The sequence below is a fragment of the Rhizobium croatiense genome, assembly GCF_019793465.1.
In the GTDB taxonomy this organism is placed as follows: Bacteria; Pseudomonadota; Alphaproteobacteria; order Rhizobiales; family Rhizobiaceae; genus Rhizobium; species Rhizobium croatiense.
The window spans coordinates 33,090-47,866 of sequence record NZ_JAILYJ010000010.1 but is presented as its reverse complement, the minus strand read 5'-3'; the positions used below and the strand labels follow the sequence as shown (position 1 = coordinate 47,866).

Genomic DNA, 14,777 nt, shown 5'->3' with positions numbered 1-14,777 from the left:
TACTCGTTACACTGACAGCCGCCACCAGCCTAAATCATGCAGCGTTAATAGGACCCTATCACGCAGGCAAAATCGGCCGCGCCGGCAGCCGGCTTTACACTTTCTTGATCGGCGGCGGCTAAGGTTCGGCCATCCGGAAACGAACCGCTAACCACGATGAACGCCGTACAGCCGATCACCAACCCATCATCCGCGACCGATATCCCGAGCGGCGGCATCCGCGGCCTGCTGATGCGTCTGTGGCCGACCGTCATCGCCTATAGCGTCATTCTCGCTGCCGTCATCGTCGTCACCAAGCTCTGTGGCGCTACCGATTACGTCGGCCCCGACAATGACGATGGTATGCGCCTGGTCGAGGTGCGCGATTTTCTCGCCGGCCAGGGCTGGTTCGATCTGATGCAATATCGTCTCGGCCTCAATGGCGGCACGCTGATGCACTGGTCGCGGTTGATCGACCTGCCGATCGCCTCGCTGATCTGGTTCTTCGGCCTGTTTGTGCCGCGGGAAACGGCCGAGGCGCTGGCGCTCGGCATCTGGCCCGTATCGCTCATCCTGCCCGCCATGCTCGCCATGGCCGTTGCCGGCCGGCGCATCGGCGGCGTTGCCGGCATGCATATCAGTCTCGGGCTGACCGCGCTCGCGATCTATACCGGCAACCGGTTCGCGCCGGGCGCCATCGATCATCACAATGCGCAACTGGCGCTGGTCGCGACAATGACGGCGATGCTGCTGGATCCGAAGCGTCGCGGCTGGAGCTATGCGGTTGCCGGCATTGCGGCCGCCATCGCCATCGCCATCGGCGCCGAGACGACGCCCTTCGTTGCCGCCGTCTGCCTGACGGTCGCCGTTCTCTGGGCATGGGAGGGCAAAGATTTCGCCGCCGCCGCCCAGTCCTTCGGGCTTGCGCTGGCGATGATGATCAGCATCCTCTTCTTCGCAACGGTGCCGCCGCGGCTCTATTCGATGGTCACCTGCGACAATCTCTCGCTCGGTTATTACAGCCTGGCGGCGATCGGCGGCGGGCTTCTGCTGTTTTGCGCGGTGTTTGCGAGCGGACTCACCAAGCTGCTGCGCTTTGCGGCGCTCGCCGTCGTCGGCGCCGGCGTCCTCGGTTCGGCTGTCGTGATCGCGCCGCAGTGCCTGAGCGATCCGCTGGCCGGTCTAGATCCCATGCTGGTTGAACTCTGGCTGCGGAATGTTTCCGAGGCGAAGTCGATCTTCGCTTTGGCGCGCAGCGAACCCTTCGATATCGGCGCCTTCTATGCGGCCGGTCTTTTCGGCATCGCCGTCTGCTTCTTCCGCATCCTTCAGCGCGACCGCGTGCAGATTCACCTCGTTCTGCTGTTCCTGCTTGCAATCAGCTGGGCGATCGCGCTCGTCCAGGTGCGCGGCTCGACCTTCTCGAACCTCATCTCCATCCTGCCGCTTGCCCTGCTGATCATCGATATCAGGCGCATCTCCAACAGTGACAGCGAAAATATCGCCGTCGCCTTCGTCTATGTGGTGACCGTGCTTGCAGGCGTCCCCGCCGCCTGGGCCGTCGGCGGTGGGCTCATCTCGCTGCAGATGCAGAATGAGGCGCAGAAGAAGGCGTCGGAACCGGTAAAAGAAGAGGCCTGTGCATCGAGAGAGGCACTGGCGCCGCTTGCCGGGCTTCCTGTCGGTGTCGTCTCCGCGCCATCGGAAATGGGCGTCGCAATTCTCCGATTTACGCAAAACCGGGTTCTTTCGGCCCCCTATCACCGCAATCAGGGCGGCATGCTTACGGAGTTGCATATCGGCATGGCTGAGCCGCAGGAGGCGGAAGCTTTTCTGAAGGGGGCAGGCGTCACGACGCTTGCCTTCTGCCCTGGTGATCCGCAGACACGGCAGCTCGCGAAACTAAAGCCGGACGGCCTCTATGCGCAGCTCGGCAAAGGAAATTTTCCGCCCTATCTGGAGCCGGTTTCGAAAGCGGCGGATGCGGCTGTGCAGTTCTTTCGCTATCGGCCGGCGACGAATTGACGCCGGCGATCGCAAATCGTCAGTGGGAAACACGCGGCGCGCGAAAGCGTGCATGGGCATAGAGGCCGAGCACGTAAAGGATCAGGCCGCCATTGTAGCCGAGAATGGCATAGAGGAGCGCCAGGAGCGACACCGGCCCCGGCGAGGTTATCGCAGCCAGCGCGAAGGTGATTCCGATCAGCGCGGCGATCAATGCGATCGCTGCGGCCGAGCGCATTTGCGCGGCGCTGATGCCTAATGCTGCTGCTGTGAGAATAATCATTTCAGCACCTTCCCGAAGAGAACGAGGGGAAGCATAGGAAGCGCCACCTAACAAAGATTTACCGGTCATATCGGCCGAAAAGCCTTTGCATTGCGGTGGTTAGCAATCCCTTTCGACTGAAACGCACAGTCTAACTAAGCGTTCCCCCGCAAAACAGATTTACTCGATTTTGTTGCGTTTTTTCTGCGCTCAACGCACGCCTGTAGGAGAGAAGTAGATAAGCGTCCGACCTACCGAATCTTTTCACCGTCGGCTCGCCTACGGGGAAACCGGTCCGCAACGATCGTGACCTTCCTGTTTGCCGCCGATCGACATAGAAAGAAGGGATGAGCAACCTCTTCGACAGCGATTCGCCGACCAACCTTGCCGAATATTCGGTTTCTGAGCTTTCCGGCTCGATCAAGCGTACCGTAGAAACGGCCTTCGATCAGGTTCGCGTGCGTGGCGAAATATCAGGCTATCGTGGGCCGCACTCCTCGGGCCATGCCTATTTCGCGCTGAAGGACGATCGCGCCCGCATCGATGCAGTCATCTGGAAGACCACCTTTTCGCGGCTGAAATTCCGCCCGGAAGAGGGCATGGAGGTGATCGCCACCGGCAAGGTCACCACCTTTCCGGGCTCCTCGAAATATCAGATCGTCATCGAGACGCTGGAGCCGGCCGGCGCCGGCGCGCTGATGGCGCTGATCGAGGAGCGCAAACGCAAGCTCGGCGCCGAGGGCCTGTTCGATGCCGCCCGCAAGAAGCGGCTGCCCTTCATGCCCAAGGTGATCGGCGTCGTCACCTCGCCGACCGGCGCCGTGATCCGCGATATCCTGCACCGGATCTCCGACCGATTTCCCGTGCATGTCCTCGTCTGGCCGGTGAAGGTTCAGGGCGAGGGGTCAGGCGAGGAGGTGGCCAACGCCATCCGCGGCTTCAATGGGCTGGAGCCAGCGGGCGCCGTCCCGCGCCCTGATGTGCTGATCGTCGCGCGCGGCGGCGGCAGCCTGGAAGATCTCTGGAGTTTCAACGACGAGATCGTCGTGCGCGCGGCGGCCGAAAGCCGGATCCCGCTGATCTCGGCCGTCGGTCACGAAACCGATTGGACGCTGATCGATTATGCCGCCGATGTCCGCGCCCCGACGCCGACCGGAGCGGCGGAAATGGCCGTGCCCGTCAAGGCGGAGCTCGACGCGCAGCTTGCGGCCCTTGCTGCCCGCCTGCAAGGCTGCATGAGCCGGCAGATGGATCAGCGCCGCCAGTCCGTCCGTGGTTTGATGCGGGCATTGCCCTCGCTCGACCAGCTTCTCGCCTTGCCGCGTCGTCGTTTCGACGAGGCGGCGGCCGGCCTTGGCCGTGGGCTCGAACTCAACACCGTCAACAAGCGCCGCGGTTTCGAGCGTGTCGCGGCGCATCTGCGCCCTGATGTTCTGTCCAATCGTATCGCCGAGCGGCGGCAGAGGCTGAATGAACGGATGCTGCGGGCCGAGCGTATGGTCGAGCGGCTGATCGACCGCTCGACATCCCGTGTCCAGCGAGCCGAGGCGATCCTTGCCTCGCTGCCGGCACGGTTGAAGACGCAAACCGACCGCTCCCGCGAACGCCTCGGCAATCTTTCGCGTCATGCCGACACGGCAATTCGCCACCAGTTGACGCGTGCCCGGGCCGAGCTTTCCGCACAGGATCGGGTGCTGCAGTCGCTTTCCTATAAGAATGTGCTGAAGCGCGGCTACGCGGTCATCCGCGACGATGAGGACAAGCCGGTCTCGCAGGCGGCAGGTCTCTCGGCCGGTGCTGCGGTCTCGATCGAATTCGCCGACGGCCGCATCGGCGCCGTCACCACCGAAGGCGGCATGCCGCCCGCCAGCGCCAAGAAGCGCAGCGCAAAGCCCGCAGAGCCGACGAAACAGGGAAGTCTGTTCTGACGATGCAGATCCTGTTGGTGCTTGCCCATCCGCTGCCGGAAAGTTTTGCCGCCTCGGTGGCGCGCACGGCTCGCGAAGCCTTGGAAGGCTCCGGCCATGTCGTCGATCTGCTTGACCTCTACGCCGAGGATTTCGATCCGCGCCTGTCCGAGGCCGAACGCCGCACTTATTTCGACACGCCTTACGATACGTCGGCCGTCGCCGATATCGTTGCCCGGCTGCAGTCGGCCGACGGTCTCATCCTCGTCTTTCCGCAGTGGTGGTTCAATTTCCCGGCCATTCTGAAGGGGTTCTTCGATCGCATCTTCGCGCCAGGTGTGGCCTTCACGCATGATGCCGCCGGCGGCCGCATCGTGCCTGAGCTCACCAATATCAGGCTGCTTTATGCGCTGACGACGACGGGTTCGCCCTGGTGGCTGGTTCATCTCTATATGGGCAACCCCGTCCGCCGCCTGCTGAAGCGGGGCATTGCCAACTTATGTTCGAAGAAGCTCGTCTTCCGCATGCTGAGCCTGCACGACATGGACCGCGCCACGGAAGCCAGGCGCAAGGCGCATCTGGAGCGCGTCCGCAAGGCGCTCGCCGCCATCTGATTATTCGAAATCCGACAGAAACTTCTTGAGCAGCCGGTCGAACGCGGCCTTGTCCTCGGCGGTCAGATTGCGCGTCAGCCGCTGCTGGTTGGCGACATGGGCGCCGACCGCCTCTTCGAGGGTCGCGAACCCCTTATCCGTCAGTGCGATCAACACGCTGCGCCTGTCGTCCGGATTGACGATGCGTTCGACGAAACCCGCTTTCTCCAACTGATCGATGCGGTTCGTCATCGTGCCGGAGCTGACCATCGTCATCTCCAGAAGCTCGCCCGGTGAGAGGCGATGAGGCGCGCCGGAGCGGCGAAGGGTGGCCAGCACGTCGAAGGACGAGGTGGAAAGCCCGTGCTTCAGCAGCACCGCCTCCACTTCGCGGCCGAGATGCGTGCCGAGGCGCTTCAGGCGTCCGAGGATGCCCATCGGCTCGACGTCGAGGTCCGGGCGCTCGCGCCGCCATTGCGCCAGGATTCTGTCGACGTGGTCTAGCTTCTCTTCATCCATTCCACATCGATAACAGTAGATATCTTGACGTCAAGATAAAATCCGCTATCCTCAATTTATCTTGACATAGAGATTCTTGAGATGAAGACAAATTCTCGATATTTGACCGATGTGCTAATGACCGCGCTCGCACCCGCCATCTGGGGCAGCACCTATATCGTCACCACCTCCTTCCTTCCGGCAGGATATCCGCTGACAGTCGCGATGCTGAGAGCCCTGCCTGCCGGGCTGCTGCTTCTGCTCCTGGTAAGGAAGCTGCCTTTCGGCACCTGGTGGGGAAGGGCCTTCATTCTCGGCGCGCTGAACTTCTCCTTCTTCTGGGCGATGCTCTTCGTCTCGGCCTACAGGCTCCCGGGCGGCGTTGCCGCAACGGTGGGCGCGGTGCAGCCGCTGATCGTCATCGCCCTGTCGCGGCTTTTCCTCGGCAAGCCGGTTCGGTCGCTGGCCGTGCTGGCCGGTCTTGCCGGCATGGCCGGCGTCGGATTGCTGGTATTGACGCCGAAGGCGGCGCTGGATCCCGTCGGGATCGCTGCCGGTCTTGCCGGCGCCGTCTCGATGGCCTTCGGCACGGTGCTGACGCGGCGCTGGGCGCCGCCGGTGTCGAACCTCACCTTTACCGCTTGGCAACTGACGGCAGGTGGCATCCTGCTGGTGCCAACTGCGCTTTTCCTCGAGCCGGCGCTGCCGGCACTGAGCGCCGTAAACATTGCCGGGATCGCCTATCTCGGCCTGATCGGCGCGGCCTTCACCTATCTGCTCTGGTTCCGCGGCCTGTCGCGCATCGAACCCTCGGCGGTCGCCTCGCTCGGTTTTCTGAGCCCTGTCGTCGCGACCCTGCTCGGCTGGCTGACGCTCGGCCAGAGCCTGGCGCCGGCGCAGATCGCCGGCTTCGCCATGGTGCTCGCCGGCGTCTGGCTCAGTCAGCGCGCGACGATGCCGGTCAGGCCCATTCGCCCTGCCGCATCACCGCAACGCGCGAACCGTCCGGCCTGAGGCCGTCGATATCGACCTTGTCCGAGCCGATCATCCAGTCGATATGGATCAGGCTGGAATTGCCGCCCTGCGCCTTGATCTCCTCCTGGCTCAGCGTAGCGCCGTTCAGGAAGCATTTGGAATAGCACTGGCCGAGCGCGATATGGCAGGAGGCGTTTTCGTCGAACAGGGTATTGTAGAACAGGATGCCGCTCGCCGAGATCGGCGAGGAATGCGGGACCAGCGCCACTTCACCGAGCCGGCGCGCGCCCTCGTCGGTATCGAGCACCTTGTTCAACACCTCTTCGCCGCGCGACGCCTTTGCCTCGACGATCCGCCCGCCCTCGAAGCGCACCTGGATATTGTCGATCAGCGTGCCCTGGTGCGACAGCGGCTTGGTGCTCGAAACCTGGCCTTCGACGCGCAGCGCATGCGGCGTGGTGAACACCTCCTCGGTCGGAATGTTCGGATTGCAGGTAATGCCGTTCTTGGCGGTGGAGGCGCCGCCATGCCATTCATGCCCGTCGGCAAGGCCGACCGTCAGATCGGTGCCCGGCCCCTTGAAATGCAGCGAGGCGAAGCGCTCGCCGTTCAGCCAGGCGGAGCGTTTGGCGAGATTGGCATTGTGTTCCGTCCAGGCGGCGATGGGATCGTCCACATCGACGCGCGAGGCGGCAAAGATCGCCCTGGCGAGCTTGGCGATCGCGATCGGCTCAGGATCGTCGGGAAAGACCACCTTGGCCCAGGACGGATTGGGATAGGAAACGATGTTCCAGTTGATGTCGAAATTCGAAATCTTTTCCAGTGCCGGCTTGTAGGCCGTCGAGGTGGCGCGATTGGCGCGGCCGACCTTGCCGGCATCCTGCTCGGACAGCAGCAACGGGTTGTCGCCGGCAACCGCAAGACGGGCCGCTCCATTGGCATAGGCCTTGGCCATGCCCTCATAGAGCCAGTCGGAGGCGCGGTCGAAGCTCTCGTCGCTGCCGTACTGATAGCGCGAAAGCGTCGTTTCCTCGTCGGAATAGAAGGCGCTCACCAATCCGGCGCCGGCCTGATAGGCCTGTTTGGTGATCAGGCGCACGAGCGGCAGTGCCACGACCGGCGCGGTGACGACCAGGTCCTGACCTTTCTGCAGCTGAAGGCCGACCTTGACGGCGACTTCCGCAAGCTTCTCCAGCTTGACGGGATCAACAGCGTTCTGGCTTTGGGGCATGAAAGTCATGGTTCGACCTGCTTTCTGTCATCGATGGTGGAAAGCTGGAAGACTTAGACCCGTTTGCGGCGAAAATGAAGTGCCGCTGCCGAATTGAAGCGGCCGGTATTGTCCGGCCGCTTGCAAGGGCTTTACGCTGCGGCAGACTGCCTGAGCAGGATCGAGGAATGTTTTTCGAGGAATTCCATCAGCCGCTGCGGGTAATCAGGGCCGACAGCCGCCCGGACACTCGCCCGCGCGGAAAGAGCCTTGCGCCAGCGCTTCACCCGCTCCAACCCATCGAATATGCCACTGTCGCCGAGCGTGTCGAAGAGGTCGAAGTAACGAAAGACCGGCGCAAAGACGGCGTCGACGAGGCTGAAGCTGCTGCCCGCGAAATAAGGCCCGTCTGTCAGTGCGCTCTCGATCGTTGCAAATTTGGCGATGAGGGCTTTGCGTTTGGCTTCGAGCTGCAGCGCATCCTGCGCCGTTTCATAACTCCAGAGGTCGGAAAGCACGGACGAGCCGAATTCCATCCAGCCTCGGTGGCGGGCGCGGGTGAGCGGATCGGCCGGATGCAGGGCGGCGCCCGCCTGCGTTTCCTCCAGATATTCGCAGATGACGCTGCTTTCGAAGAGCACCGCCTCACTGCCGTCCTCTTCCTCGATCCGCAGCAGCGGCACCTTGCCGAGCGGCGAAATTTTCAGGAACCAATCCGGTTTGTTGGCGAGATCGATGTTGATGCGCTCGAATGGCACGCCCTTTTCAAGGAGCGTGATCGCGGCGCGCTGCACATAGGGGCAGAGATGGTGGCTGATGAGGGTAAGCCTGCTCATGGAATTCTCCTGGTCACAATCCATGCAAATGCATCTAATATCGCTTGCGGCGGAATTCAAGATAGATGTAATTGCATTTATGTCCGAGAACATGCCGAAACCGAGCGAGGCCACCACCCGTGCCTGGACGAGCATCATGCGCGCCCGCGAGCGCTTGCTTGCCGCCATCGAAGCCGAGCTGAAAGCTGCCGGCATGCCGCCGCTTGCCTGGTATGACGTGCTGTGGGAACTGGCGCGCGCCGATGATGGCAGGCTGCGCCCCTATGAGATCGAAGAGCGGACTTTGCTTGCGCAGTATAATCTTTCCCGCCTTATCGACCGGCTGGAAGGAGAGGGGCTCGTCCGGCGCGAAGTCTTCGCCGAGGACGGGCGCGGTCGCTGGGTTGTCATCACCGAAGCCGGCCGGCAGCTCCGCGAACGCATGTGGGCAGTCTATGCCAGATCAATCGAGAGCCATATCGGCTGCAGGCTTACCGAAAGCGAGGCGAAGACGCTTGCGGGCCTTCTCGATCGCTTCCTCTAGGCGATCAATGGCGCGCCGACGGCCTTCAACACCGTCAGCGCCTCCTTCGGGTCGAGCCGCACCTGCAGCCCGCGCTGCCCGCCATTGATATAGACGAGCGGTTCAACAAGGGCGGTCTCCTCGATCGCTGTCGGCACGGTCTTCTTCTGGCCGAACGGGCTGATGCCGCCGACATGATAGCCCGTCAGCCGCTCGGCATCGGCAGGCTTCATCATGTTGGCCGACTTGCCGCCAAAGGCGCTGGCGAGCTTCTTCATGCTGACTTCGCGGTCCGACGGCACCACGACGCAGACCGGTTTGCCGTCCAGCTCCGCCATCAGCGTCTTCAACACCCGATGCGGTGCTTCGCCCAAAGCCTCGGCCGCTTGCAGCCCGACGCGCTCGGCGCCAGGATCGTAATCGTAGGTGTGGACGGTGAAGGCGATGCCGGCCTTGGAAAGAATCTGTGTCGCGCGCGTGGTCTTGGACATCGGACGCCTGTCAGCCCCCAAATGTGCCGGCGTAAATTTCCGGCTTGAAGCCGATTACCAGCTTGTCCTTCGCCTCCAGCACCGGCCGCTTGATCATCGACGGCTGATCGAGCATCAGCGCGATGGCTTTCTCCCGGGTCAGGTTCTCGCGCTCGGCATCGGGCAGTTTGCGGAATGTCGTGCCGGCGCGGTTGAGCACCGTGTCGAGGCCGGCCTGGTCGATCCAGGCTTCGAGATGGGCGCGGTCGATGCCAATCCCCTTGTAATCGTGAAATTCATAGGCGACGTCGTGGTCTTCCAGCCAGCTGCGGGCCTTCTTCATCGTGTCGCAATTCTTGATGCCATAGATGGTAACGGCCATACCCGATCGATCTCCCTGTGATGGCAGCGGGATAGCATGCGCGAAGGCCGGCGCAAACGCCATGTGAGCTTTATCTCCGGCAGCGCCTCCTCAGCTCTCCAGCGTGCCGGCCTCGCGCGACGTCTTGCTAGGCCTGGCGCAGACGATCTTCATCAGGTCGCCGCGCCGCCGCACCAGCCGGTCCGACGTCCGGGTCAGGATCAGCCCGTCCTGCGGCGCCTGCAAGTCGATGCTGCCATCAACCTGCCCCGGCCGGGTGATGATCGTCGCCAGGCGCTCGCCCTCCACAACCCTCTCGCCGATCGCGCGATGGAAGAGCACGGCGCCGCCTTCGGGAGCCCGGATGATCTCGACATTGTCGAGTGGCACGGCGGGGCCGGCAAACGCGGCCGGCGCCACCGGTTCGTCGCTGACGATCCCGCGTGCCGCGAGGAAACGCCAGAGCCCCTCCGCATCCCGCTTCGCCAGCGCCGGATCGACATCGCGCTTGCCGCGCAGCTCGACCGTGACCGAAAGCTTGCCCGGCAGCATGGACCGTCGTTCGCCGGGGACTTCATATTTCCATGCAAAGCCGACAGCCTCCTCGAAGGCGGAGCTTTCGCCATCCGAAAGCAGCACGGCCTCCATGTCGAGCGCGGCGGCGAGATCGGCCGCCTCCGGCCAGAAAGCCTCGTCGACATAGGCATATTGCAGGGATTCGTCGTCGCAATGCAGGTCGAGGACGAGATCGGAGCCGAGCGCCATATGCAGGAGCTGCCGCTTCAACCTGTCGGTAGCCGGGTAATCGTCGAGCTCTTCGATCAGCGTCGCTCGATCGGCAATGGAGATCAGCGGGAAATCCCGGTTGAAATTGGTGCGCGAGCCAAGGTCGAAACGGCCCTGCAAATCACCGAAATGCGACTGCGCCGCACCGATCGGATTGGCCTGCGGCACGATGGTGATGCCGCCCAGGATGCCATCCTGGTCTTCCGCCCGCCGCAGCTGCTCGCAGAGGAAATGCAGCAGCGCCGTTCCCGGCAGTTCGCCGGCATGCAGTGCCGCCTGGATATAGATCTTCGGCGCGTTCGGATCGCGACCCTTGAAGCGCAGCACTGGCAGCCGCCATTCCGTTCCCGGGGTATCGCCCGGGATAATGATCTCTGAAACGTCCATGCTGTCGTGCTCCGCGTTTGCCGACCCAACGGTTCGTCCAGCTTTATGCGCGGATATCCGGCAAGCGCAAGCCTCACCGGGCACGGACCCTCAGCCGAAAAGCGGCCAGCGATCGATGATGTGGTATCCGGTTTTTCCGAGAACGCTGTGGATCAGCAGGAACTGGTTCATGGCCTGTCAGGTCGTCATGACCGCCTCGCGCTCCATACGGGGCGAAAGATACGCCTGCAAGGCAGAATAGCAAAGAACAAAAAAAGAACGAGATGCGCAAGAATCGGGTTGAAACAGCGGCCGTCCCGTACGATTTTGATGGTAATCGAAAAGGCGGAGGCTGTGTCATGGCCCAGACGATACCCCACTATCTCATCTTCGAAACCGCGGGTGGTTTCTGCGGCATTGCCTGGAGCGACGCCGGCATCGTCCGTTTCCAGCTGCCGACGAAAACTGCGGAGGCGACTGAGCGGCTCTTGCTGCGCCGGCTGCCGGATGCCGAAGCCGGCGCGCCGACGCCTGGTGTGCTCGAGACCGTGGCGGCAGTGAAGCGCTACTTCCAGGGTGAGGAGACGGATTTCTCCGGCGTCGAACTCGATCTTGCCGGCCAGGATGCTTTTTTCAGGGAGATTTATGCGGCGGCAAGGCGCATCGGCTGGGGCCGCACGACCACCTACGGCGCGCTGGCGAAAGAGCTGGGCGCCGGGCCGGAAGCTGCCCGAGACGTCGGCCAGGCGATGGCGAAGAACCCCGTCGCGCTGATCATTCCCTGCCACCGGGTGCTGGCGGCCGGCGGCAAGATCGGCGGCTTCTCCGCTCCCGGCGGTTCGACGTCGAAGACCCGCATGCTGGAGCTCGAAGGCGTCAACCTCGCCCCGCCGCCGCCCGCCCAGCAGTCGCTGGGGTTTTAGGCGGCGGGGCAATTTCAATTGGATATCGACTGCTCAATGCGGGCTGGCGGTCGGCCGGATGATGAGCTCGCTGACATCGACATCGTCAGGCTGGCTGACGGCATAGAGGATCGCATTGGCGATAGAATCGGGGCTGATCGTGATCGCCCTGAACGCCTTCATGGCGTCGCGCGCAGTCGGGTCGGTGATCGTGTCGGCCAGTTCCGATGTCGTCGTGCCGGGAGAGATGACGGTCACGCGGATGCGATCGGTCTCTTGCCGCAGCCCGTCCGAGATTGCACGGACTGCGAATTTCGTCGCGCAATAGACGGCGGCCGTTGGCGAGACGCTGTGGCCGCCGATCGAAGACAGGTTGATGATCTGCCCGGAACCCTGCGCCCTCATGATCGGCAGGGCTGCGGCGATGCCGTAGAGCACGCCCTTGATGTTGACGTCGATCATCCGGTCCCATTCATCGACCTTCAGGGCCTCGAGCGGCGAGAGCGGCATTAGACCGGCATTGTTAACAATGACATCAAGCCGGCCGAACTCGGATCTGGCAAAGCCTGCAAAGGCCTCGACCTCAGAGCGGTCGGTGACGTCAAGCTTTTGCAGCCGTACCGTTCCGCCCCTGGCTTCGATTTCGCCGGCGAGCCTCTCTAGGCGCTCAATGCGGCGGGCGCCGATCACGATGTGGGCGCCGGCCGCAGCCAGCACCTTTGCAGCAGCCTCGCCGATGCCGCTGCTGGCGCCGGTGATGGCAATGACTTTTCCTTCGATGTTCGACATTTCAAGCTCCATTTGTCTGTTGAGTGTTTTCTCGGGCGCGGCTCAGTCGGGGAAATCGGCGCTGAGCGTTGTCTGCGCCCAGCCGTCGAAATTTGCCCGCAGCGCATCGAGCCGTTCGCGGGCGATCTTCAGGGCGGGCGCTCCGAGCAGCAGGCGCAATGGCGACTCCTCCGCCTCGAACGCCGATATGATGGCAGCGGCGGCACGCGCCGGATCGCCCGGCTGTTTGCCGGAAACCGAACGGGTGGCCTGGCGCCGCTTGCCTGAGGTTTCGGCATAGTCGTCGATAACCGTCCTGGATTCGACCATCGACCGGCCGGCCCAATCCGTGCGGAAGGCACCGGGTTCGAGGATCGTCACCCTGATGCCGAGCGGCTTGACCTCATGGGAAAGCGATTCCGACAGGGCTTCGACCGCGAATTTGGTGGCGTGGTAGTAGCCGGTCGCGGCGAAGGCGACGAGCCCGCCGAGCGACGAGACGTTGAAGATATGCCCCCGCCGGCGCGCGCGCATGCCCGGCAGGACATGCTTGGTGACGGCGATCAGACCGAAGACATTGGTCTCGAACTGGGCGCGTATCTCTGCGTCCTCGCCCTCTTCAATCGCCGAGAGGTAACCGTAGCCGGCATTGTTGACGGCGACGTCGATCGCGCCGAAATGCGCCTCGGCGTCGTGAACCGCGCGGGCGACGGACCGGCTATCCGTCACATCGAGGGCGAGAGCAAGGGCGCGGTCGCCGTGTTGCGTTGCGAGATCCCGGAGGGTCTCGGGTCTGCGCGCCGTCATCGCGGCGCGCCAGCCACGGGCGAGAACCGCCTCGGCGAGCGACCGGCCGAGGCCGGACGATGCGCCTGTTATGAACCAGATGGGTGTGGTGGAAGACATGATCCTCATCCTTTCCGGCCGGATAGAGCCTTATTGAGCGAGCTTGTCATTTGCGGCGAAGCACCATGCCGCCGTGATGGAGGGTGTTACCGTCAACGAAATCACCGTCGGCCGTGAAGCCGGTATCGTCCCAGTATTCGATGTGGCTCCCGACCACTTCGTAACGGCCTCGATAGGCGCTCTCCCGGTTTCCTCGGGCCTCGTCATAGCGACCGTTGGACAGAAGCTGGTGGCGGACCCGGCCGTCGTCGGTCACCCACATGCCGACATAGGGATGTTGCTGCATCGTGTTCTCGCTTGCTTGTGGACGCGTGGATTGGCGGCCGCCGACGCTATCTCCGGCTGCCGGGCTGACCGCCGTGCCGGCTAAGGTGGCGGCGGCGCAGAAATGCAGGACGGATCTCATGGCAATGTTTTGCATCCTTCTTCCTTTCGAGGTCAGCACCGCTGTTTTGCGGGCTCGACAGAAAAGATAGGCGCACGAACTGAAGTGATTAAGTTGCCAATCCGCGATGGCTTGGTTAAATTTCCTAACCAATGGTCGACGATCTAGACGGCATCTCAGTCTTTCTCGCCGTGGCGGAGGCGCGGAGCTTTCGCCTTGCAGGCGAGCGTCTCGGCGTCACCCGCTCCGCCGTCAGTCAGTCCCTGCAGCGTCTGGAGGATCGTCTTGGCGTCGCGCTCGTCCAGCGCACTACGCGTAGCGTCAGCCTGACCGAAGCCGGCGAAGTGTTCTTCGCGGCGGTTCGTCCATCGGTCCGGCAGGTCAGGGATGCGATGCAGACGGTGCGGGACATGCAGGCGCGCCCGAGCGGCCTGCTGAGGCTCACGGTGTCCTCGATCGCCGAAAGCTTCCTATCCGGCACGTTGCTCGCCGGCTTCATCGAAGCCTGTCCCGAAATCAAACTCGATATCACCATCACCGATGAAGAATTCGATATCGTCGAGGCTGGTTTTGACGCCGGTGTCCGGCTCGGCGAGGTGATCGAACAGGACATGATCGCGGTATCCGTCTCCCAAGAGCAGCGCCAATGCCCCGCGGCTTCTCCTGCCTACATCAAGCGCCGCAGCCGTCCGCGCCATCCCCGCGACTTGCAAAACCATGCCTGCATCGGCTGGCGGCCTCGCCCGGATACGGCGCCCTACCGCTGGGAGTTCACTGAAAACAATCGCGATTTCGACGTCGCCGTCGACCCTGCCGTCACAACGAACGATATGGGCATGATGATCCGCCTGGCCTGTGCCGGGGCGGGGATCACCTTCGGCATGGTGGAAACCTTCCAGCCCTATTTCGATCGCGGAGAGCTCGTGCCGCTGCTGGAAGATTTCTGCCCGCCCTTTCCCGGCTTTTATCTCTATTATCCCAGGCGCGAGCGGCAGCCGCTGAAGCTGCGGGCGCTGGTTGAGCATATCAAGAGGTCTGCCCGGCGTTAGATACGGTCGAGCCCTTGC

General features: G+C 63.1%; 17 protein-coding genes. 7 read left to right on the top strand and 10 right to left on the bottom strand.

Going from position 1 to position 14,777, the window contains the following annotated elements; all coding sequences use genetic code 11:
* Nucleotides 1-156 precede the first annotated feature (156 nt).
* Entirely contained in the window at nucleotides 157-2,004 is a 1,848-nt protein-coding gene (locus K6M89_RS17230) for a hypothetical protein (RefSeq protein WP_222140273.1), read from the top strand.
* A 19-nt stretch (nucleotides 2,005-2,023) separates the two neighbouring features.
* Here the strand turns inward: K6M89_RS17230 and K6M89_RS17225 are convergent, their stop codons facing one another.
* A complete protein-coding gene (locus K6M89_RS17225) occupies nucleotides 2,024-2,266 on the bottom strand; it encodes a hypothetical protein (protein WP_038686303.1) in 243 nt (80 codons plus the stop codon).
* A 326-nt stretch (nucleotides 2,267-2,592) separates the two neighbouring features.
* Between K6M89_RS17225 and xseA the strand changes: the two genes are divergently transcribed.
* Both xseA and K6M89_RS17215 read left to right on the top strand, forming a co-directional pair.
* Nucleotides 2,593-4,173, top strand: coding sequence for an exodeoxyribonuclease VII large subunit (gene xseA, locus K6M89_RS17220; protein WP_222140272.1), 1,581 nt, complete (start codon nucleotides 2,593-2,595; stop codon nucleotides 4,171-4,173).
* Nucleotides 4,174-4,175: 2 nt separating this feature from the next.
* On the top strand, nucleotides 4,176-4,766 hold the full coding sequence (locus tag K6M89_RS17215) for an NAD(P)H-dependent oxidoreductase (RefSeq protein ID WP_222140271.1): 591 nt from the start codon (nucleotides 4,176-4,178) through the stop codon (nucleotides 4,764-4,766).
* Here K6M89_RS17215 and K6M89_RS17210 read toward each other — a convergent pair whose 3' ends face one another.
* A complete protein-coding gene (locus K6M89_RS17210) occupies nucleotides 4,767-5,264 on the bottom strand; it encodes a MarR family winged helix-turn-helix transcriptional regulator (RefSeq protein ID WP_222140270.1) in 498 nt (165 codons plus the stop codon).
* Nucleotides 5,265-5,345: 81 nt separating this feature from the next.
* Here K6M89_RS17210 and K6M89_RS17205 point away from each other — a divergent pair, with 81 nt between their 5' ends.
* Nucleotides 5,346-6,257: an EamA family transporter gene (locus tag K6M89_RS17205; protein ID WP_222140269.1), complete on the top strand. Its 912-nt coding sequence runs from the start codon at nucleotides 5,346-5,348 to the stop codon at nucleotides 6,255-6,257.
* Here K6M89_RS17205 and K6M89_RS17200 read toward each other — a convergent pair.
* Entirely contained in the window at nucleotides 6,205-7,458 is a 1,254-nt protein-coding gene (locus tag K6M89_RS17200) for an aminopeptidase (protein ID WP_222140268.1), read from the bottom strand. The genes K6M89_RS17205 and K6M89_RS17200 overlap by 53 nt on opposite strands.
* 122 nt (nucleotides 7,459-7,580) lie before the next feature.
* Nucleotides 7,581-8,264, bottom strand: coding sequence for a glutathione S-transferase family protein (locus K6M89_RS17195; protein WP_222140267.1), 684 nt, complete (start codon nucleotides 8,262-8,264; stop codon nucleotides 7,581-7,583).
* A 79-nt stretch (nucleotides 8,265-8,343) separates the two neighbouring features.
* On the opposite strand from K6M89_RS17195, the gene K6M89_RS17190 reads away from it, so the two are divergent.
* Nucleotides 8,344-8,787, top strand: coding sequence for a MarR family winged helix-turn-helix transcriptional regulator (locus tag K6M89_RS17190; protein WP_222140266.1), 444 nt, complete (start codon nucleotides 8,344-8,346; stop codon nucleotides 8,785-8,787).
* Here K6M89_RS17190 and ybaK read toward each other — a convergent pair.
* From ybaK to K6M89_RS17175, 3 genes are all read right to left on the bottom strand, one after another.
* A complete protein-coding gene (gene ybaK, locus K6M89_RS17185; protein ID WP_222140265.1) occupies nucleotides 8,784-9,257 on the bottom strand; it encodes a Cys-tRNA(Pro) deacylase in 474 nt (157 codons plus the stop codon). The genes K6M89_RS17190 and ybaK overlap by 4 nt on opposite strands.
* Nucleotides 9,258-9,267: 10 nt before the next feature.
* Complete coding sequence (locus K6M89_RS17180; RefSeq protein ID WP_222140264.1) at nucleotides 9,268-9,618, bottom strand: ArsC family reductase; 351 nt, start codon at nucleotides 9,616-9,618, stop codon at nucleotides 9,268-9,270.
* Nucleotides 9,619-9,708: 90 nt separating this feature from the next.
* Nucleotides 9,709-10,770: a M14 family metallopeptidase gene (locus K6M89_RS17175; RefSeq protein ID WP_222140263.1), complete on the bottom strand. Its 1,062-nt coding sequence runs from the start codon at nucleotides 10,768-10,770 to the stop codon at nucleotides 9,709-9,711.
* Between the two features lie 338 nt (nucleotides 10,771-11,108).
* Here K6M89_RS17175 and K6M89_RS17170 point away from each other — a divergent pair, with 338 nt between their 5' ends.
* Nucleotides 11,109-11,672 (top strand): methylated-DNA--[protein]-cysteine S-methyltransferase, encoded by a 564-nt coding sequence (locus K6M89_RS17170; protein WP_010034372.1) that lies wholly within the window; start codon nucleotides 11,109-11,111, stop codon nucleotides 11,670-11,672.
* Nucleotides 11,673-11,705: 33 nt separating this feature from the next.
* On the opposite strand, the gene K6M89_RS17165 is transcribed toward K6M89_RS17170, so the two are convergent.
* From K6M89_RS17165 to K6M89_RS17155, 3 genes are read right to left on the bottom strand one after another with little or no spacing between them, the layout of a single operon-like run.
* Nucleotides 11,706-12,440 carry an SDR family oxidoreductase gene (locus tag K6M89_RS17165; protein ID WP_222140262.1) on the bottom strand — a complete coding sequence of 245 codons (735 nt, stop codon included), beginning with the start codon at nucleotides 12,438-12,440 and terminating at the stop codon, nucleotides 11,706-11,708.
* A gap of 42 nt (nucleotides 12,441-12,482) precedes the next feature.
* Nucleotides 12,483-13,334, bottom strand: a complete 852-nt coding sequence (locus tag K6M89_RS17160) for an oxidoreductase (RefSeq protein WP_222140261.1) — start codon at nucleotides 13,332-13,334, stop codon at nucleotides 12,483-12,485.
* Between the two features lie 37 nt (nucleotides 13,335-13,371).
* Entirely contained in the window at nucleotides 13,372-13,746 is a 375-nt protein-coding gene (locus tag K6M89_RS17155) for an Atu4866 domain-containing protein (RefSeq protein ID WP_222140260.1), read from the bottom strand.
* A 116-nt stretch (nucleotides 13,747-13,862) separates the two neighbouring features.
* On the opposite strand from K6M89_RS17155, the gene K6M89_RS17150 reads away from it, so the two are divergent.
* The gene (locus K6M89_RS17150) at nucleotides 13,863-14,759 is read left to right on the top strand and encodes a LysR family transcriptional regulator (RefSeq protein ID WP_222140259.1); all 897 of its coding nucleotides are present in this window, start codon (nucleotides 13,863-13,865) and stop codon (nucleotides 14,757-14,759) included.
* The last annotated feature ends 18 nt before the right edge of the window (nucleotides 14,760-14,777 follow it).

What these genes read in the sequence shown, in the direction of transcription:
- K6M89_RS17215 (WP_222140271.1), top strand. Translation starts at nt 4,176, where the DNA reads ATGCAGATCCTGTTGGTGCTTGCCCATCCGCTGCCGGAAAGTTTTGCC.
- K6M89_RS17165 (WP_222140262.1), bottom strand. Translation starts at nt 12,440, where the DNA reads ATGTCGAACATCGAAGGAAAAGTCATTGCCATCACCGGCGCCAGCAGC.
- K6M89_RS17180 (WP_222140264.1), bottom strand. Translation starts at nt 9,618, where the DNA reads ATGGCCGTTACCATCTATGGCATCAAGAATTGCGACACGATGAAGAAG.
- K6M89_RS17150 (WP_222140259.1), top strand. Translation starts at nt 13,863, where the DNA reads ATGGTCGACGATCTAGACGGCATCTCAGTCTTTCTCGCCGTGGCGGAG.
- xseA (WP_222140272.1), top strand. Translation starts at nt 2,593, where the DNA reads ATGAGCAACCTCTTCGACAGCGATTCGCCGACCAACCTTGCCGAATAT.
- K6M89_RS17175 (WP_222140263.1), bottom strand. Translation starts at nt 10,770, where the DNA reads ATGGACGTTTCAGAGATCATTATCCCGGGCGATACCCCGGGAACGGAA.
- K6M89_RS17155 (WP_222140260.1), bottom strand. Translation starts at nt 13,746, where the DNA reads ATGCAAAACATTGCCATGAGATCCGTCCTGCATTTCTGCGCCGCCGCC.
- K6M89_RS17190 (WP_222140266.1), top strand. Translation starts at nt 8,344, where the DNA reads ATGTCCGAGAACATGCCGAAACCGAGCGAGGCCACCACCCGTGCCTGG.
- K6M89_RS17210 (WP_222140270.1), bottom strand. Translation starts at nt 5,264, where the DNA reads ATGGATGAAGAGAAGCTAGACCACGTCGACAGAATCCTGGCGCAATGG.
- K6M89_RS17200 (WP_222140268.1), bottom strand. Translation starts at nt 7,458, where the DNA reads ATGACTTTCATGCCCCAAAGCCAGAACGCTGTTGATCCCGTCAAGCTG.
- K6M89_RS17205 (WP_222140269.1), top strand. Translation starts at nt 5,346, where the DNA reads ATGAAGACAAATTCTCGATATTTGACCGATGTGCTAATGACCGCGCTC.
- K6M89_RS17170 (WP_010034372.1), top strand. Translation starts at nt 11,109, where the DNA reads ATGGCCCAGACGATACCCCACTATCTCATCTTCGAAACCGCGGGTGGT.
- K6M89_RS17225 (WP_038686303.1), bottom strand. Translation starts at nt 2,266, where the DNA reads ATGATTATTCTCACAGCAGCAGCATTAGGCATCAGCGCCGCGCAAATG.
- K6M89_RS17195 (WP_222140267.1), bottom strand. Translation starts at nt 8,264, where the DNA reads ATGAGCAGGCTTACCCTCATCAGCCACCATCTCTGCCCCTATGTGCAG.
- K6M89_RS17160 (WP_222140261.1), bottom strand. Translation starts at nt 13,334, where the DNA reads ATGAGGATCATGTCTTCCACCACACCCATCTGGTTCATAACAGGCGCA.
- ybaK (WP_222140265.1), bottom strand. Translation starts at nt 9,257, where the DNA reads ATGTCCAAGACCACGCGCGCGACACAGATTCTTTCCAAGGCCGGCATC.
- K6M89_RS17230 (WP_222140273.1), top strand. Translation starts at nt 157, where the DNA reads ATGAACGCCGTACAGCCGATCACCAACCCATCATCCGCGACCGATATC.